This window comes from Hyphomonas sp. (genome assembly GCF_041689225.1).
In the GTDB taxonomy this organism is placed as follows: Bacteria; Pseudomonadota; Alphaproteobacteria; order Caulobacterales; family Hyphomonadaceae; genus Hyphomonas.
This window is the reverse complement of record NZ_JBDNGN010000154.1, coordinates 1-16,718: the sequence shown is the minus strand read 5'-3', so window position 1 is coordinate 16,718 and position 16,718 is coordinate 1. Positions and strand designations below refer to the sequence as shown.

General features: G+C 61.8%; 18 protein-coding genes. 10 read left to right on the top strand and 8 right to left on the bottom strand.

The genetic code is table 11. The annotated features are described in order from the left end of the window. Positions 1-24: 24 nt before the first annotated feature. Positions 25-1,149, bottom strand: a complete 1,125-nt coding sequence (lptG, locus tag ACESNB_RS15305) for an LPS export ABC transporter permease LptG (protein ID WP_373008853.1) — start codon at positions 1,147-1,149, stop codon at positions 25-27. Beyond that, positions 1,146-2,288: an LptF/LptG family permease gene (locus ACESNB_RS15300; RefSeq protein WP_373008851.1), complete on the bottom strand. Its 1,143-nt coding sequence runs from the start codon at positions 2,286-2,288 to the stop codon at positions 1,146-1,148. The genes lptG and ACESNB_RS15300 overlap by 4 nt, the downstream gene beginning before the upstream one ends. Positions 2,289-2,408: 120 nt before the next feature. Here ACESNB_RS15300 and ACESNB_RS15295 point away from each other — a divergent pair, with 120 nt between their 5' ends. The 3 genes from ACESNB_RS15295 to ACESNB_RS15285 are packed head-to-tail and all read left to right on the top strand — an operon-like array spanning position 2,409 to position 5,077. Beyond that, positions 2,409-3,875: a leucyl aminopeptidase gene (locus ACESNB_RS15295; RefSeq protein ID WP_373008849.1), complete on the top strand. Its 1,467-nt coding sequence runs from the start codon at positions 2,409-2,411 to the stop codon at positions 3,873-3,875. Positions 3,876-3,887: 12 nt separating this feature from the next. Next, a complete protein-coding gene (locus tag ACESNB_RS15290) occupies positions 3,888-4,352 on the top strand; it encodes a DNA polymerase III subunit chi (RefSeq protein ID WP_373008882.1) in 465 nt (154 codons plus the stop codon). Between the two features lie 2 nt (positions 4,353-4,354). Next, entirely contained in the window at positions 4,355-5,077 is a 723-nt protein-coding gene (locus tag ACESNB_RS15285) for a CPBP family intramembrane glutamic endopeptidase (protein WP_373008847.1), read from the top strand. On the opposite strand, the gene ACESNB_RS15280 is transcribed toward ACESNB_RS15285, so the two are convergent. Beyond that, positions 5,074-5,409, bottom strand: coding sequence for a zinc ribbon domain-containing protein YjdM (locus ACESNB_RS15280; RefSeq protein WP_373008845.1), 336 nt, complete (start codon positions 5,407-5,409; stop codon positions 5,074-5,076). The genes ACESNB_RS15285 and ACESNB_RS15280 overlap by 4 nt on opposite strands. A 146-nt stretch (positions 5,410-5,555) precedes the next feature. Here ACESNB_RS15280 and ndk point away from each other — a divergent pair, with 146 nt between their 5' ends. Further along, positions 5,556-5,978, top strand: coding sequence for a nucleoside-diphosphate kinase (gene ndk, locus ACESNB_RS15275; RefSeq protein WP_373008843.1), 423 nt, complete (start codon positions 5,556-5,558; stop codon positions 5,976-5,978). A 140-nt stretch (positions 5,979-6,118) separates the two neighbouring features. Then, positions 6,119-6,673, top strand: coding sequence for a hypothetical protein (locus ACESNB_RS15270; protein WP_373008841.1), 555 nt, complete (start codon positions 6,119-6,121; stop codon positions 6,671-6,673). Positions 6,674-6,762: 89 nt separating this feature from the next. On the opposite strand, the gene ACESNB_RS15265 is transcribed toward ACESNB_RS15270, so the two are convergent. Beyond that, positions 6,763-7,155 (bottom strand): hypothetical protein, encoded by a 393-nt coding sequence (locus tag ACESNB_RS15265; RefSeq protein WP_373008839.1) that lies wholly within the window; start codon positions 7,153-7,155, stop codon positions 6,763-6,765. Between the two features lie 254 nt (positions 7,156-7,409). On the opposite strand from ACESNB_RS15265, the gene ACESNB_RS15260 reads away from it, so the two are divergent. Further along, positions 7,410-8,636, top strand: a complete 1,227-nt coding sequence (locus ACESNB_RS15260; protein WP_373008837.1) for an EAL domain-containing protein — start codon at positions 7,410-7,412, stop codon at positions 8,634-8,636. Between the two features lie 156 nt (positions 8,637-8,792). On the opposite strand, the gene ACESNB_RS15255 is transcribed toward ACESNB_RS15260, so the two are convergent. From ACESNB_RS15255 to purM, 4 genes are all read right to left on the bottom strand, one after another. Continuing rightward, positions 8,793-9,074 carry a GNAT family N-acetyltransferase gene (locus ACESNB_RS15255; RefSeq protein ID WP_373008835.1) on the bottom strand — a complete coding sequence of 94 codons (282 nt, stop codon included), beginning with the start codon at positions 9,072-9,074 and terminating at the stop codon, positions 8,793-8,795. Further along, positions 9,075-9,227 carry a hypothetical protein gene (locus ACESNB_RS15250; protein WP_373008833.1) on the bottom strand — a complete coding sequence of 51 codons (153 nt, stop codon included), beginning with the start codon at positions 9,225-9,227 and terminating at the stop codon, positions 9,075-9,077. 283 nt (positions 9,228-9,510) lie between these two features. After that, positions 9,511-10,101 (bottom strand): phosphoribosylglycinamide formyltransferase, encoded by a 591-nt coding sequence (gene purN, locus ACESNB_RS15245; protein WP_373008831.1) that lies wholly within the window; start codon positions 10,099-10,101, stop codon positions 9,511-9,513. Further along, entirely contained in the window at positions 10,098-11,123 is a 1,026-nt protein-coding gene (purM, locus tag ACESNB_RS15240) for a phosphoribosylformylglycinamidine cyclo-ligase (RefSeq protein WP_373008829.1), read from the bottom strand. Before purM ends, purN begins: the two co-directional genes overlap by 4 nt. 107 nt (positions 11,124-11,230) lie before the next feature. Here purM and ACESNB_RS15235 point away from each other — a divergent pair, with 107 nt between their 5' ends. Genes ACESNB_RS15235 through ACESNB_RS15220 form a run of 4 tightly spaced genes read left to right on the top strand, consistent with a single transcriptional unit; the run spans position 11,231 to position 16,657 of the window. Beyond that, complete coding sequence (locus tag ACESNB_RS15235) at positions 11,231-12,256, top strand: hypothetical protein (protein ID WP_373008827.1); 1,026 nt, start codon at positions 11,231-11,233, stop codon at positions 12,254-12,256. Between the two features lie 26 nt (positions 12,257-12,282). Continuing rightward, the gene (locus tag ACESNB_RS15230) at positions 12,283-12,978 is read left to right on the top strand and encodes a hypothetical protein (protein ID WP_373008825.1); all 696 of its coding nucleotides are present in this window, start codon (positions 12,283-12,285) and stop codon (positions 12,976-12,978) included. Positions 12,979-13,004: 26 nt separating this feature from the next. After that, on the top strand, positions 13,005-15,179 hold the full coding sequence (locus ACESNB_RS15225; protein WP_373008823.1) for an RNA degradosome polyphosphate kinase: 2,175 nt from the start codon (positions 13,005-13,007) through the stop codon (positions 15,177-15,179). Then, a complete protein-coding gene (locus ACESNB_RS15220) occupies positions 15,176-16,657 on the top strand; it encodes a Ppx/GppA family phosphatase (RefSeq protein WP_373008821.1) in 1,482 nt (493 codons plus the stop codon). The genes ACESNB_RS15225 and ACESNB_RS15220 overlap by 4 nt, the downstream gene beginning before the upstream one ends. Positions 16,658-16,718: the final 61 nt, after the last annotated feature.

Genomic DNA, 16,718 nt, shown 5'->3' with positions numbered 1-16,718 from the left:
CCGCCTGTCAAGGCCGGAACTGGATCAACCGTCTTCGCGATAGGCCAGGAAAGTGAGCGTGCAGAAGAGCACGAACAGGGGTGGGCTCCAGGCTGCAACCACGGGCGGCGCGGCCCCGGTGGCCCCGAGACTGGACGAGAATTGGGTGAAGAAATAGAGGCCGACAGCCATCAGCGACCCGATGGCGAGCAGGCGCGATGTGCCGCCAAGCCGCGATAGGCGCAGGCAGACGATGGCACCGATCAGGCCCATGGCAACGAACAGGGCCGGCGTGGCCATCAGGCTGTTCCAGCGCATCTTGTAGCGCGAGGCATCCAGGCCCGCCGCCTGGGTCTGGTTGATGAAGCGGGGCAGATTCCAGAAGCCGATCGTGTTCGGCGAGGCAAACTTGTCGAGCAGGGTGACCGCGTCGAGCGAGGTCGGGATGGCGAGGTTTGCCTTGCGCTCCGGCGGCAGGTTCGGGACGTTCTCGACCACGTTCTCCAGCTGCCAGAAGCCGTTGCGGAGATAGGCGCGAGTCGCGTCGATGCGGCGCACGAACGTGTAGTCATTGGTTGGCCGGTTGCCGGCAAAGAGGCGTTCTTCCTCGATCATCTTGACGTCGACGAGCACAATGCCGCCTTCCTCGACGCGCCGGGCGTGAATCACGATCTGGCTGGAATCGTCGCCCTGGCGCAGCCAGACGCCGGTATCGGAGACAGCCATGGTCTGGCGACCGTCATCCAGCAGGCGGGCGCGTTCGAGCTCGAAGGATTCCGTGAGCTTTGCCGCGAAGGGGTTCAGCACGGTGGTGGTGAAGATGCCGAGCACGAGGGCCATGACGATGACCGGGGCGAGGAAGCGCCAGGCCGAGATGCCGCTGGCGCGGATGATGGAGAGTTCAGACTGGCGGTTGAGGCGGGTAAAGGCCAGCATCGACGCCACGAGAATGGCGAAGGGCAAGGTCTGCTCCATGATCAGCGGCAACTTCATCAGCGACAGGCGCAGGGCGCCCGCGAGGCTGAGCTTCACGTCGCCGCCAACCGTGCGCAGCTGTTCGACAACGTCGATCATTAGGATGGCGAGCAGCAGCACGCCTAGCACGAGCACGAGGCCACTGAGGCATTCGCGCAGGATGTAGCGCTGGATGCGGGAGAAGGCGAAATTCATGCAGGTGCCCCTTTTCCCGGAAGGATCCGGTCAAGGTTGGGGCGGTCGACCTGCCCGATTTTCCGCCCGCGGTGGAAGTAGACGTAGGCGAGCAAGGCAAATACGCTGATCGGTAGCAACCATTGGAGAATGTTGAGTGAGGGATCGTCTGCGGCAGACGATTGCAGCGCCAGCTGGACAATCAGCACGACGATCGCGCCGGCGCCGGCCAGAGCGATACGCTTGCCATAGCCCTTGCGGCTGAAATCGCCGCCAAGCACCGCGAACACGGCGATCATCGCCATCACCAAGTTGAGCAGTGGCGTGGTGAGGCGCGCATTGGCCTCGGCAAGCAGGTTGTCGGCTTCCTTGGCCTCGAAATAGTTCGAGCGGTCGACGAAGAAGAGTTCATACAGGTATTTGTCTGACGCCTTCAGGACGAGGTCGGAATCCTCTGTCATGAAATCCGTCAGATCGAACATGTACTGTTCGAATTCGAGGATGGAGAGTTGCTGATTGTCATCCAGCTGTTGGCTGATTGCCTCGCGCAGGAGCAGGGTCGGGCGGCCTTCCACTTCAACCAGTGCCGCACTGCGGGCCAGGATGTCTGTCGGGAATTCCGGATCCGTCATGTCGGAGATCAGCACGCCGCGCAGTTCGCCATTGATCTGCTCGCGGGCGTAGAAGGTGAGGCGCTCGCCATTGGTGGTGAACTGGCCGGGGCGGATCAGGGCGGCGGCGAGGTCGGCGCGGGCAACCGACACGGTTTCGCGCATGGCGCGCTGGGCGGCCGGCTGTACCCAGAGATTCACGGCCAGGTGGGCCACCGTGCATAGCACGGCGAGGCGCATGATCGGCGATGCGATCTGCCATGGCGTCATGCCGGCGGCCTGGGCGACGACAATCTCGCTGTCCTTGTGGATGCGATTGAGCGACCAGACACCTGCTACAAACAGGGCAAGCGGCGTCAGCAGCGCGATGACCTGCGGCGCGCCGAGCATCACGATATAGAAGTAAGTCAGGGCAGACTGGCGGTTTTCGAGGATGAGATCGGTGCGTGACAGACCTTGCGCAAGGAGCGCAAGCATGGCGAGGCCACCGACAATGATGAGCACCGCACGCAAGACTTCGTAGAAAAGGTAGGTCTGGACTTTGCTCATACGCTCAATTGGGAAACATTTTCCGGCAGGCCTGCCTGAATCAGGTCATTTTTTTCTTAGCTAACGAGTTGCACTGCGCACGTCGACGTTTAGTTTCCGTCACAAATGGAGAATACTCATATGAAAATCACATTCGCCGACGCCGCCAAGGTCGACATCGTAGCGTTCATTGTTGATGAAGGCGATGGTTTGCCGGCTGGTGCAGCCAGCCTGGACGCTGCGTCCGGCGGGCTGCTGACTGAGGCGCTGACCGGCGCGCGATTCGACGGGAAGAAGGACCAGCAAGCCCTGATCGTGCTGCCAAAGGGCAGTGATTCCCGGCGTGCCGTGCTGATTGGCGGCGGAAAACCGACGAAGCGCGATGCACGAATTCTGGAGTCCATCGGGGCCAATCTCGTAAAGTCGCACGCAAAAAGCGGGTTCAAATCGCTGGCGGTTCATGTGGGCAGTGCCGAGGATGCCGCAAGGGTCGCACTGGGTGCCAAGCTCGCCGCCTATCGTTTTGATACATACTTGACCAAGCAGAAGGCCGACCAGAAGCCGAGCCTGACTTCCGTGACCGTGGTTGTGGACGATGCCAAGGCCGCGAAGGCCGCCTTCGTGCCGCTCGACGCCGCCGCAGAGGGCACGATGCTTGCGCGGGACCTGGTGAACCTGCCGCCGAATGACCTTTATCCGGCGAGCTTTGCTGCGAAACTGAATGACCTGTCCGAATTCGGCGTCGAGGTTGAGATCCTCGGCGAGATGGAGATGGCGAAGCTGGGCATGAATGCGCTGCTAGGCGTCGGCCAAGGCTCGCGCAAGGAAAGCCAACTCGGCATCATGAAATGGAATGGCGGCAAGCCGGGCGAGGATCCGGTGATCCTGGTCGGCAAGGGCGTCTGCTTCGATACCGGCGGCATCTCGCTGAAGCCCGGACCGGGCATGGAAGACATGCGCGGCGACATGGGCGGCGCAGCAGCCGTGACCGGCGCGATGCGGGCACTGGCAGCGCGCAAGGCGAAAGTGAACGTGGTTGGTCTTGTCGGGCTCGTCGAGAACATGCCGGACGGCGATGCGATCCGCCCGGGCGATATCCTGACGTCGGCCAGTGGCCAGACCATTGAGGTCCAGAACACCGATGCCGAAGGGCGCCTCGTGCTTTGCGACGTGCTTTGGTACGCGCAGGAGCATTTCAAGCCGAAGGCGATGGTTGACCTTGCCACGCTGACCGGTGCCATCGTGATGGCGTTGGGCCATCATCATGCGGGCATGTTTACGGGCAGCGACGATCTTGCCGATGAACTGAGCAAGGCCGGCATGACCGAAGGCGAGCGCGTCTGGCGCCTGCCGATGGGGCCGGAATATGACAGCCTGCTGAAATCCAAGTTTGCCGACATGCGCAATATCGGTGGCCGGGCCGCTGGTTCGATCACGGCGGCGCAGTTCCTGAAGCGCTTCGTGAAAGACGGCGTGAAATGGGCACACCTCGATATTGCCGGCGTGGCCTGGGTTGAAGGCGAGAAGGCGGCGCTGGATGTGAGCTGGGCCTCCGGCTTCGGCCCGCGCCTGCTGGATCGCTGGATCGCCGAAAACTACGAGGACTAGTCAGTGGCGGATATGCCGGCGCCTGAATGGTGGTTCTACCATCTCTCCCGCACGACGCTGGAGCAGGCGGCGGCGCCGTTGATGGCGAAATGCCTTGAGGCTGGCTGGCGTGTGCTGGCCGTGTCACCCAATGCCGAGCGGCGGGCCGCGCTGGACGCGGCGTTGTGGACCTATGAGGACAAGAGCTTCCTGCCGCATGGCCAGGCCGAGGCGCCGGGGCTTGATGCCAATCGCCAGCCCATCCTGCTGTCAGCCAAGGCGCACAATGTGAACGGCGCGGCGGCTTTGGTGCTGATGGACGGGGTCGAAGTGCCTGTGGATGCACCCTATACGCGCTGCATGGTGATGTTCGACGATGGCGATAGCGGCGCGCGGACCAAGGCGCGGGCGCAGTTCAAGGCGGCGAAGGATGCCGGCATGGTAACGCGTTATTTTCAACAGACGCCGAAGGGCGGCTGGTCGGAGGCAGGAGTATGAGCATGGGTATTGTAACGCCCGATTGGCTTGTATTGGCATTTCTGGTCATTGTTGTGCCGGTTTGGGGATGGTTCGATCACCGCTCCTTCTTGCGGCGTGAGGCGGTGGCCGACACGGATATTTTGTCCGCCGAATACATGAAGACCATCGCGTTTCACGCCGTGCTGGCCACCAGCGTACTGGCGACGTGGTTTGTGTTGGGCCGGGATTGGACGCTGCTCGGATTCACCGCGCCTAACCTGGCAGGACATTTCTGGATCGGGAGTTTGATCGCGGCGGCCCTGCTGACCGGTATGGTGCTGAACCTGCTGGGCGGACTCGCCAGCGGGAAAGGCGATGCGGCGCGCCTGAAGGCTCACGCCGATCTGGCACCGTTCCTGCCGAAGACGGCACGACAGCACAGATGGGGCATGGCCTTGTCCGTCAGCGCGGGCGTCGCGGAAGAAATTGCCTATCGCGGGTTCGTGATGTGGATGTTGGCCTTCTTCATGCCGGTCTACGCCGTCATTGCGGTCCAGGCCGTGATATTCGCCTTGGCGCACGCTTACCAGGGCTGGGGTGGTGCGGTGGGCACGGCGATCCTGGGCGCGGTCATCGGGGTCGTCTACTGGGCGACAGGGTCGCTGTTCCTGCCTATCCTGCTACACATGCTTGTCGATGCGATGTCACTCAGCCTCGCCTATTTCACCTTCCGCCGGCAAGCCAGCCGAGAGGCGAGCGTCTAGGCCTTTTTCACGAACTCTGACTTCAGGCCCATCGCGCCGATGCCGTCGATCTTGCAGTCGATGTCGTGGTCGCCGTCGGTGAGGCGGATATTCTTGACCTTGGTGCCGCGTTTGACGACGAGGGAGCTGCCTTTGACCTTCAGGTCCTTGATCACTGTGACCGTATCGCCGTCGGCGAGCGGGTTACCGTTGGAATCCTTGATCATCTTTTCGCCCGCGTCTGCCGCTTCGCCTGCGGCCCATTCATGGGCGCATTCCGGGCAGACCAGCATGGGGCCGTCTTCATAGGTGAATTCGGACCGGCATTTGGGGCAGGGCGGCAGGGTGCTCATGGCGGGGGTCCTTGGCATGTCGTGATACTCGCCCCTAGGCTCCATCCAGCACCTGTGCAAGCGCCGCCCTGAATGCTTGCCCCGGCGGGCCCGCGCCGCTATAGGCCGCGCCAACACTCCAATTCCCTCACAACAGGAACTTCCTCATGGCTGTCCAGCGCACCTTTTCCATCATCAAGCCCGACGCGACCCAGCGTAACCTCACCGGCGCCGTCAATGCCGTGATCGAAAAGGCCGGCCTGCGCATTGTCGCCCAGCGCCGCATCCATATGAGCCAGGCCCAGGCCGAGCAATTCTACGGTGTTCACAAGGAACGTCCATTCTTCGGCGAACTGGTCGAGTTCATGACCTCGGCACCTGTCGTCGTTCAGGTCCTGGAAGCTGACGACGCCGTTGCGAAATACCGCGACGTGATGGGCGCGACCAACCCGGCCGACGCCGCCGACGGCACGATCCGCAAATTGTTCGCGCTTTCGATCGGGGAGAATTCGGTGCACGGGTCGGACTCAGAAGAGAATGCCGGTATCGAAATCGCGCAATTCTTCACGGCTGACCAGATCGTCGGCTAGGGCTGCGCGGCCTCTATTTGCAGTACGATATTCAAGAAGGGGCCCGCCGCAAGGTTGGGCCCTTTTTGTTTGGGTGGGTGCTGTATACGCGAGAGCCACGCTATTTCAGCTACGCTGTGCTTTGCTACGGAGGACTTCGCGTGAGACCGAGGATCGTTTGTATTGTTGCTTTGGCCGCTATACTGTTTTTGTCGGGAGCAGGCTGGCCGCTGTTACGGGGGCCGTCGTCAACATCTATTTTGAGTGAGGTTGCGGGAGCATACTCGCCGTTTGGTCCACCTTGCGATCTTCCACCGGATGAAAGAATTTTTGTGCGATCAGAAGGGCTTTCGGACACGACGGGCCAAATCAGTCCGTCCGAACTGAATTTCTACCGCGCCGAAAAATTCGTGGTTCCATTTGTGCAAGGTTACAATTCGGAACTCGGATCCAACGGTACGACTTGGTATCTTGCTTTTTCGCGTGCCGCTGACGACACAATCTTGCTGTCAGCGTTCACCCAAATACCGCCGAGCGCTTTTGACGAAATGGTGCATAATACCTCGCCTGCCTATGAGCATCAGGATTATGTTCGCGTGTTTTATTACAGAAACGCTTTGTTCGACCACGAACCGGATATTGAAGAGGTCATCTCAGGGAATACCGAGGAATATGGTAGCTATGCGCTATTGTTTGCCTGCGAGATTGCCAGCTGACAGGCCTCCAATCCCACAGCATATCCAGCACCAAAAGCCGGATGGGCGGGAGCCCTCCGGCTTTTTCTGTCTGCGGGTTGAGTTGCGGGTCAGGTGTCCGGAATGACCTCAAAAAACCGATCTTCCCGGCGTACGCCGGGAATCACAGCGGCCAGACCTGTACTCGCGGCCCTGGGCCCCGGCTTCCGCCGGGGTGAACGGAAGAGAGAGGAGAGCGGGTGATCGCTCGAGAGCGCTAGGTTCAGCCGGTCGCAGACAGGTGCCCGGAAACAGCCTGGACGATGCCCGGATAAATCATCCGAGAGCTGGATGATCACGACACGGCCATTCCACATCACGCCCCAGAGCATCTGGCTTCCTGGACCGCCAGCTGCTCGGAACCATGCTTGTAGGCGCTGGACGCGCCAGAAGACCAGCGGCCAGATGGGCAGGAGATACCAGGGCAGGCCGGGTAGGGGCGTGAGGAGGGTGAAGGCGGGCATGGCGCGCATTATACACCGGGTGCTGGAGGGGGTGGATAAGCGAGCGTATTTCCCTTTCGGAATTTGCATCAAATTCGATCGATATGATTGTCCGTAATTACACCTTGATCGCCTAGGTTCCCATTCGAATTCTGAAGCAGGGCCATGCCAATGACGATATTCTTGATCTCCGACGTGCGAGGACCACTGGCCCTGTCCCCTCGCAGGGATCGCGGTCAACGGCGCGCCTGCAGCGGCGCAACCGTCGCACTGACATGAGACACAAATCCGCCCTGGTCGTCGATGACGACCCGCTGTTCCGCGTTGTCATGGAAGAACACCTGCTTTGCGCGGGCGTGCAATGCGTGGAGATGGCCGAAGACGGCGAAAAGTGCATCGCGCGTGTCGCCGAGGATGCTGACAGGTTCGATCTGATCGTCTGCGACCTGCAAATGCCGAAGGTGAATGGCATAAGCGTTATTCGTGAACTGGCCCGAATGAAATATTGCGGGACGGTGATCATCGTCAGCGGTGAGGAAGTCGGACTCATCCAGACTGTCTACAATATGGGAAAAATGCTGGATTTGCACGTTGCGGGCATTCTGAAAAAGCCCGTTGATTCTGCCAGGCTGGCTGTCTTGCTAAACAGACTGCGCACGGAAAGTGTGCTGGCTGGCGCGACGGTGAGTCAGGTGCAACTGGCCGAGGACCTGGAGCACAAGCGCCTGCACGCATTCTACCAGCCCAAGATTGACCTGTGTACGCAGCGCGTGTCAGGTTTTGAGGTGCTTTGCCGGCATGTCGCCGATGATGGCACGGTCTCCGGACCGGCCGGTCACATCGAAGCGGCCATGACCCACAGCATGATGGGCCAGCTGACCCGGACGATGATCGAACAGGCGATTGCCGACACTGGCGACTGGGAGCGGAAAATCGGGCCTTTCGGACTGGCGATCAATATGAGTCCGGCCTGCATTCTAAACCCGGTCGTGGCCGACAAGATTCGTGACAAATTCACGTACGCCGGAATCGATCCCCGCTCGATCACGTTCGAGATCACCGAAGACAGGTTGCTGGATAACCAGGCCAATACCCTTGAAGTGCTGTCGCGCCTTCGCCTGGCCGGTTTCAAGCTGAGCCTTGATGATTTTGGGACCGGCGCGGCAAGCATAGCCCAGCTGCGACGCTTTCCGTTTACGGAACTGAAAATAGACCGGAGCTTTGTTTTGGCCTCCCATCGCGACGCGTTTGCGCGGATGGCCGTGGAAACGGGCGTACGCTTTGCCGCCACACTTGGCATCAATTCGGTGGCAGAAGGTATCGAAACACCAGAGGCACTCGCTTTTGTCATCGAAGCGGGAGCGAAGGAGGCGCAGGGCTACTATTTCTCGAAAGCCCTGAGTCCGACAGAAGCACCCGTTTGGGCAAGGTTGTTCAACGAGAAGTCCGTGCAAGCGAACAACCCGGCTTTCCGGACACCGGAATTGCGCTCTTTCGGCTGAACGGTTTCGGGCGCTGAGTCCTGCACGCTTCAATCATGGCTGAACTGCGCCATTTATCCATAGTCAAAGACCGGACAAGCGCGAGTCCGCCGGTTTTTTGCGGCTGCGCGTTTGCTACGTGAGGGGACAGACACTTTGGGCGCCGCCCCGAATTTGTCAGCCCGCATCCGGCGTGAACGCCATTTGCAGGGTCATCTGGCCCGAACCTTCATGAAGATACTTGCCGGTTTGCCGGAAACCATATCGATCATAGAAAGCACGTCCAATCGTGTTTGCCTCGAACACATTCAGGCTCACAACCCCTTTTCGTGAAACGGCAAAATCCATCATGGCGCGGCCGAAACCTTGCCCATGACAGGCGAGGGCGAGAAATATCGCCCCAACCTCTTTGTCGATCATGGCCATGAAACCGATGGGCTGGCCGTGGTTTTTCAGCACCTAGATCTCCGCGAATTTCGGATATACGTTTCTCACATTTTCCGTCTCTGCCGCGAGGAACGCTTCGGACAGAAACGGATGCGCGACTTCGCTGGTCGCGCGCCAGATGGACACCACGGCATCAGTGTCTTGGTCAGTATAGGGTCTGATCATTGTCAGAGACTCCTTTCATGTTTTGCGTCCCGGTCGGTGCCGGACGCTCATTGTCATTTTTGGATGAGGCAAGGCGAAGCGCTTCGCGTGCGAATGCACGTCAAGTCTGAACTTCTGCAACTTGCGATAGCCGCACCATGCGCGCCAATATTATCGGGACATAAAATCTCCGGCTCGATACGTAGCTTGTGCCGTGTCGGCGCGATTTCGCCAAGGCCTGCGGGCGAAAGTGTTCCCGGAGCTTGTGGAGAGATGGGTGGGGTTTGGGTGAGGTGAGGGGGTGTCAGGTCCGCGCGGAGACCACGGCGCACGCCTTGGCCAGCGCTTCTGGGTAGAGGCGATGTTCCACAGGCAGGAGGCGGGCGGCGAGACTGTCGGGCGTGTCGCCGGGCAGGATGGGCAGGCTGGCCTGCTGGATGATCTCGCCGTCATCGACACCGGGGCTGACCCAGTGGACGGTGGCGCCGGCTTCGGCGTCGCCTGCGTCGAGGGCGCGCTGGTGGGTGTCGAGGCCCTTGTATTTCGGCAGGAGCGAGGGGTGGATGTTGATCATCCGGCCCTGCCATTTTTCCACGAACCTGGGCGTCAGTACGCGCATGAAACCGGCCAGCGCGATGATCTCGGTGCCTGCCTCGCTGAGCGCGGCGTCCATGGCGCGCTCGAACGCTTCGCGGTCCTTGCCATAAGGTTTGTGATCAATGGCAAGCGCGGGAACGCCCGCCTCAAGAGCTGTTTCGAGACCGGCTGCATCGGGGCGGTTGGAGAGGACGAGGACAGGCTTGGCCGGATAGTCCGGCGCGGCGGCGGCCTTGAGCAACGCCTCCATGTTCGAGCCGCGGCCGGAAATCAGGATCGCGAGCTTGAGACGCTTCATTTCGCGGCGAGGTGGCCGAGGATGACGGGGTTTTCGCCGGCTTCATTGAGCTGGGCCATGGCGACGTCTACGTCTTCAGCGGCAACCGCGAAGATCAGGCCGATGCCCATGTTGAAGGTGCGGTGCATCTCGTCTTCGGTGACATTGCCGGCCTGTTGCAGCCACTGAAAGACCGGGAGCGGGGTCCAGGTCTTGCGGTCGATGACGGGCGTCAGGTGGTCCGGCACCATGCGGGGCGTGTTCTCGGTGAGGCCGCCGCCGGTAATGTGGGCGAGGCCTTTGACGACGCCCGAACGGATCAGCGGCAGGGCGATATGCGAATAGAGGCGGGTCGGCGTCAGCAGCGCTTCGCCGAGCGTCTGGTTGCTGAACGGCGAGGGCGAGGCGTGGGTCAGGCCTTCGCGCTCGACGATGCGACGGATCAGGGAATAGCCGTTGGAGTGCGGGCCGGAGGAGGCAATGCCAATCAGCACGTCGCCGGGGACCATGTCGTCCATGCGCGGCAGGACCTTGTCGCGGTCGACGGCCCCGACGACAAAGCCGGCCAGATCATAGTGACCGGGCGGGTACATGCCGGGCATTTCGGCGGTTTCACCGCCGACAAGGGCGCAGCCGGACTGGCGGCAGCCTTCGGCAATGCCGGAGACGACGGCTTCTGCGATGCCGCCTTCGAGTTTGCCGGTGGCGAAATAATCGAGAAAAAAGAGCGGCTCGGCGCCCTGCGCCAGCACGTCATTGGCGCACATGGCGACGAGGTCGATGCCGACCGTATTGTGTTGCCCGGCTTCGAAGGCGAGCATCAGCTTGGTGCCGACGCCATCCGTTCCGGACACGAGGATCGGGTCATCATATCCGGCTTTCTTCAAATCAAACAAGGCACCGAAGCCGCCTAGGCCGCCCATCACGCCGGCGCGGGCAGTGGCTTTGGCCATTGGGCCGATGGCGCCGACGAGGCGTTCGCCTGCCTCAATATCGACACCAGCATCACGGTAAGACAGGGGAGTTTTGGGCGTTTCGGTCATGATGCTTCGCGCGTTAGCATGGGGAAATCGCCTGATCCAGTGTTGCTTGCGGTTCCAGCCTCCGCATTGCCTTGCTACAAGGAAGGCTGACAGGGAGGTCGTTGACCATGATTCGTTTGCTTCTCGCCTCGGTATTCCTCGCCTGCGCCGCTTCGCTGCCAGCGCGTGCGGATACGCGCGATGTCTACACCATTCGCAATATTGAAGTCGATGAACAGGCGGCGAGCGTTATCGAAGCCCGTGAAAAAGCCATGTCGGTGGCCCGTCAGAAAGCAGCGCGCTTGTTGCTGACCAAGTTCACGCTGTCGGACGATCGTGCCTCAGCGGGCGGCCTGCCAGTGGATTATGCCCTCGCAGAGCGCCTCTCGGCGGCAGTGGACGTGCAGGAAGAGACCGCCGGTGCCGGACGCTATCGCGGTGTCCTGTCCGTGGTGCTGAACCCGCTGATGGTGCGGGCGCACCTGGACAGTATCGGCGTGCCTTATGTCGATACTCAGGGCCCGAAGAGCCTGATCGTGCCATTGGCATCAAATTACCAGGCGCAGGAAGACTGGCGCCAGGCACTGGGCGCAGGCAATGCCAACGCGCTGGCACCTTATGTGACAGCCGCCAATCCGGGCTATACGGCCTTCTCTGACTGGTCGGTCTTTTCCACTGAAGCAGCGACAGTCGGCGCACGGCGCGGCGTGCTGGCGGAAGTTGAAGGCCGCAACGGCGCGTATCGCACGACGCTGTCGACGGTGACAGCGGCGGGAACGGAACTGCTCGGCACCACGAATTATGCGACGACGCTGAAAGGCGCAGCCGATGCGGCAGCAGAATTCCTCGACGAGGACTGGAAGCGGCGCTCGATCATCCGGGGCGGTACCCGCACGACGACCAGTGCCAGCGTCCGCTATACGTCGCTGGCCGAATGGAACACGCTGCGCAGCGCGCTGGCGCGGTCGCCGCTGGTATCCGATTTCAAGATTACGGCCATTGCCCGTGATGGCGCGCTGGTGACGTTTGCCTATGCGGGCGACGAGCCAAGGCTGCAGAACGACCTGCTGCAGCGCGGCGTGTCGCTGGCAGAAGCGCCTGATGCCAAAGGTCTGGTGCTGCGTTCGGCCGTGTCGGCTGCGGCGAGGCAATAGAGCGGAACTGAGTCGGCAGGCCCGGTATGCCCGATCAGCTGCGTTTTGTATTTCCGGACCCGGGGCTCGGGTTTTCCGATCTTGTCATGTCTCCCGTCAATGAAACGGCCCTGCGTATCGTGCAGCGTCCGGAGAACTGGCCAACGCCGGTCCTCTGCCTTGTCGGGCCGCCGAAAGCGGGCCTGACGACGATTGCCCATGCCTGGGCGCGGCAGTTCGGCGGGGACGTGTTTGAGGCCAAGCCGTTCGCTGGCCTGAAGGCACGCGACGTGGAGGCCCGGGCGGCGACCTATACGGCGATCGACGGCGCCGACCGTGTGCCGGCGGGCGACCGTATGTTGTCGCTGATCAATCTCGTTTCGGGCGGGTCGGGGCGGCTGTTGCTGACGGCCAACCAGGCGCCGCCAAACTGGCAGGCGCCGTCACCTGACCTGAAGTCGCGTCTCAATTCGATGCCTGTGGCGGAAATCTATGCGCCGGACGAAGCGATGATGCTGGGCCGGCTGAAAGCGGCGGCGGTGCGGCATTTCCTCAAACTGGAGCCGGATGTCCTCAAATATCTGGTTCCGCGGCTTGATCTCTCCTATGAGGCCATTGAGCAGTTCGCCGAAAGGCTGAGTGACAATGTGACCGACTTGGGCCGGGCGCCGAGCGTGCCGCTGGTCAAGGAGGTACTCGACGCGATGGAAGCGGACGCGCCGGGTGGGCCGAAGCTGAACTGACGAAGAAAAAGGGCTGACGGGCAAACATGGCTGACGGAACACTACGCACCAACAAGGCGCTGATGACGTCTCCAGACCGGTTCCTGAACCGGGAGCTGTCATGGCTGGAGTTCAACCAGCGTGTGCTTGAGGAAGCCGCCAACCGGGCACACCCGCTGCTGGAGCGCCTGCGCTTCCTGTCGATCTCGGCGAGCAATCTCGATGAATTCGAGATGGTGCGTTATGCGGGCCTGCGCGAGCAGGTGCGGGCGGGTATCGTGAAGGCGAGCCAGGACGGGCTGAAGCCATCCGAACAGGTCGAGCAGATCGAAAAGGCGTCGCTGCGCCTGATCGCCGACCAGCAGGAACAGTGGCGCACGCTGAAGGGTGAAATGGCGGCGGAGAATATCCACGTCTTGTCAAGCGACGCGCTGACCAAGAAAGAGCGTGCCGAGCTCGAGACCTATTTCCGCAACAATATCTTTCCGGTGCTGACACCGCTGGCCGTGGACCCGGCGCACCCGTTCCCGTTCATTCCCAATCTCGGCTTCTCGATTGCGGTTGATCTTGTGTCGGAGTCAGGCGGGGAAGGCCATGTCGGGATCGTGCCTCTGCCGGCCTTCGTGCGCCGCTTCATCCGGCTGCCGAAATCGACCAAGGGCAGTATGCGGTTTGTTGCGCTGGAAGACGTGATCGGCATGTTCCTGGGTGACCTGTTCCCCGGATTCAAGGAAAAGGCCCGCTGCCTGTTCCGCGTCGTGCGCGACAGCGATATCGAGATCGAGGAAGAAGCCGAAGACCTGATCCGCGAGTTCGAGGTGATGCTGAAGCAGCGCCGCAGGGGGCGTATCGTGCGCCTCAGGATGCAGTCGAGCGCGCCGCAGATATTGCGCGAGTTCATCACGCACGAGATCGGCGCCGAGCAGGCCGACACGGTGCTGTATGACGGCATACTCGGCATGGCGCAGCTGTCGGAACTGATCGTCGACGACCGGCTGGACCTGCAATTCCCGCCCTATGAGCCGCGCTATCCGGAACGCATCCGCGAGATGGGCGGCGATTGTTTTGCAGCCATCCGGGCCAAGGACATCCTGGTCCACCATCCGTTCGAGAGTTTCGATGTGGTGGTTCAGTTCATCCGGCAGGCGGCGGCCGACCCGGCGGTCGTGGCGATCAAGCAGACGCTGTACCGGACGACGTCAAACTCGCCGGTCGTGGCGGCGCTGATCGAGGCGGCGGAATCCGGCAAGAACGTGACGGCACTGGTCGAGATCAAGGCGCGGTTCGACGAGGAAGCGAACCTGCGGCTGGCGCGCGACCTGGAACGGGCCGGCGTGCAGGTCGTGTACGGGTTTATCGAGTACAAGACGCACGCCAAGGTGTCTCTGGTGGTGCGGCGCGAGGGCACGGAGCTTCGTTCGTATACGCATTTCGGGACCGGGAACTACCACCCGATCAATGCGCGCATCTATACCGACCTGTCGCTGTTCACCGCCGATGCGGCGTTGGGGCGCGATGCCAACCGCCTGTTCAATTTCGTCACCGCCTATCGCGAACCACCAAGCGTCGGTCCGGTTCTCGAGAAGATATCGATGTCGCCGCTGACCCTGAAGCAGGACCTGATCCGGATGATCGGGGACGAGGTTTCGGCAGCGAAAAAGGGCAAGCCGTGCGGCATCTGGGCCAAGATGAATTCCCTGGTCGATGGTGAGGTGATCGATGCGCTGTATCGTGCCAGCCAGGCCGGCGTGCCGATCACGCTGGTGGTTCGTGGCATCTGCTGCCTCAGGCCAGGCGTACCGGGCCTATCGGAGACGATTACGGTCAAGAGCATTGTCGGCCGGTTCCTGGAGCATTCGCGGACCGTCTGCTTTGCCAATGGCGAGGCGCTGCCGTCGCCGAATGCCAAAGTGTTCATCTCGTCGGCAGACTGGATGCCACGCAACCTGACGCGCCGGGTGGAGGCGCTGGTGCCGATCGAGAACCCGACCGTGCACAGGCAGGTGTTGAACCAGATCATGGTCGCCAACCTGAATGACGAGCTGCAGAGCTGGATCATGCACGCGGACGGCACCTATCACCGTATCAAGCCGGAGAACCGGGAGACGGCGTTCGCAGCGCACCGGTATTTCATGGACAATCCAAGCCTGTCAGGACGGGGCAGCGCGCTGGAAGTCAGCCTGCCGCCCAGACTGTCGCACCGGGGAAGAAAACCGGCATGATGTTCCCGAAAACCGAGCGCGCAGGAATCATCGACATCGGATCGAACTCGGTGCGTCTGGTGATCTATGACGTGCTGGGTGCGTCGATCCTCCAGACTTTCAACGAGAAGGTCATGGCGGGACTGGGCGAGGGACTGATCCAGCGCGGCACCCTGTCACCGACGGGGCGGGAGTCGGCACTGAGCGCGCTGAGCCGGTATCGCGCGATCCTGAAGGCCTTGCACTTGCGCAATTACACGGCTGTTGCGACCGCCGCTGTGCGCGAGGCGAGTGACGGTGCAGACTTCGTGAAAAAGGCCGGGCGGGTGCTGGGGCGACCCGTCATGGTGCTGTCGGGCGCTGACGAGGCGCGGCTGTCGGCATTGGGGGTGGAGGCGAGCTTCCAGGGTCCGAAAGGTGTGATGGGCGACCTTGGCGGGTCAAGCATCGAATTCCAGAGAATCGGCTCGGGCAAGGCGCGGGGCGAGAGCCTGTTGCTGGGACCACTGTCACTGGCCGAGGAAGCCGGAGACCTGCGCGAACTGCGCAAGAAAGTGCGTGCTGAACTCAAGTCCTCGAAAGTGCTGCCGGGGGCGCAGGGACGGTTCTTTGCCGTGGGCGGCGCGTGGCGGTCATTTGCGCGCCTTAACATGGAGATCGAGAATTATCCGCTGCACGTGCTGCAGGGCTACCAGATGAACGAGGGGCAGGTGGCGCGAACGGCAAAGCTTTGCCTGGACAGCGTCAGCAATGCGGGCGCGCGTAGCAGGGTGGAAAAAGTCGACCGCCGACGCGCGAAACACCTGCCGATTGCCGCAATCATCCTGGAGGAAATCCTGGCCATCAGCTCGCTGGAAGGCGTGACGGTTTCGTCGGGCGGACTGCGCGAAGGCGTGTTGCGTGACCTGACCGGCGCAGCGGTTACGGACCCGCTGCTCGACGGCGTGATTGCGTTCGGGCGGCTGGACCAGAACCAGATTGCCTTCGGGCAGGCGCTGCATGAGTTTGTCAGCCCCGCATTCGCGCCGGAGCCGGACCTGTTCGGGTCGCCGGCTGCTGACGCGCGGATCGAGAAAGCCGCCTGCATGATGGCTGACAGTGCCGGGCGCTTCCATCCGGACCACCGGGCGCTGTTGGCCTATGAACAGGCGCTGCGGGCGCCCTATGCGGGCGTGACGCATGCCGAGCGGGGCATGATCGCCTTTGCCGTCGGGTGCCGGTACGAGAAGGATTTCAAGCGACCGGGCGAGTATCTCAGCCTGACAACCGACGAACAGGCTGACCGGGCGCGCCAACTGGGCAGCGCGATGCGGCTGGGTGCGGTGTTCTCGGGGCGGTCCGGGCCGATCCTGAAACGCGCGAGTCTAGCGCGCAAAGGCGAGAACCTGGAGCTGCACGTGATGAAGGTGGACGAGCCGATGGTGTCGGACACGGTGCTGCGGCGCCTGACGCAGACGGCGAACCAGTTGCGCCTCAAGCCGACGGTCGTGGCGCGCTAGGGCGGATTCGCTTGGCTGCTGTGTACTGAAAGCGAGAAACCAGAGGGGCTCATCCCGAGCG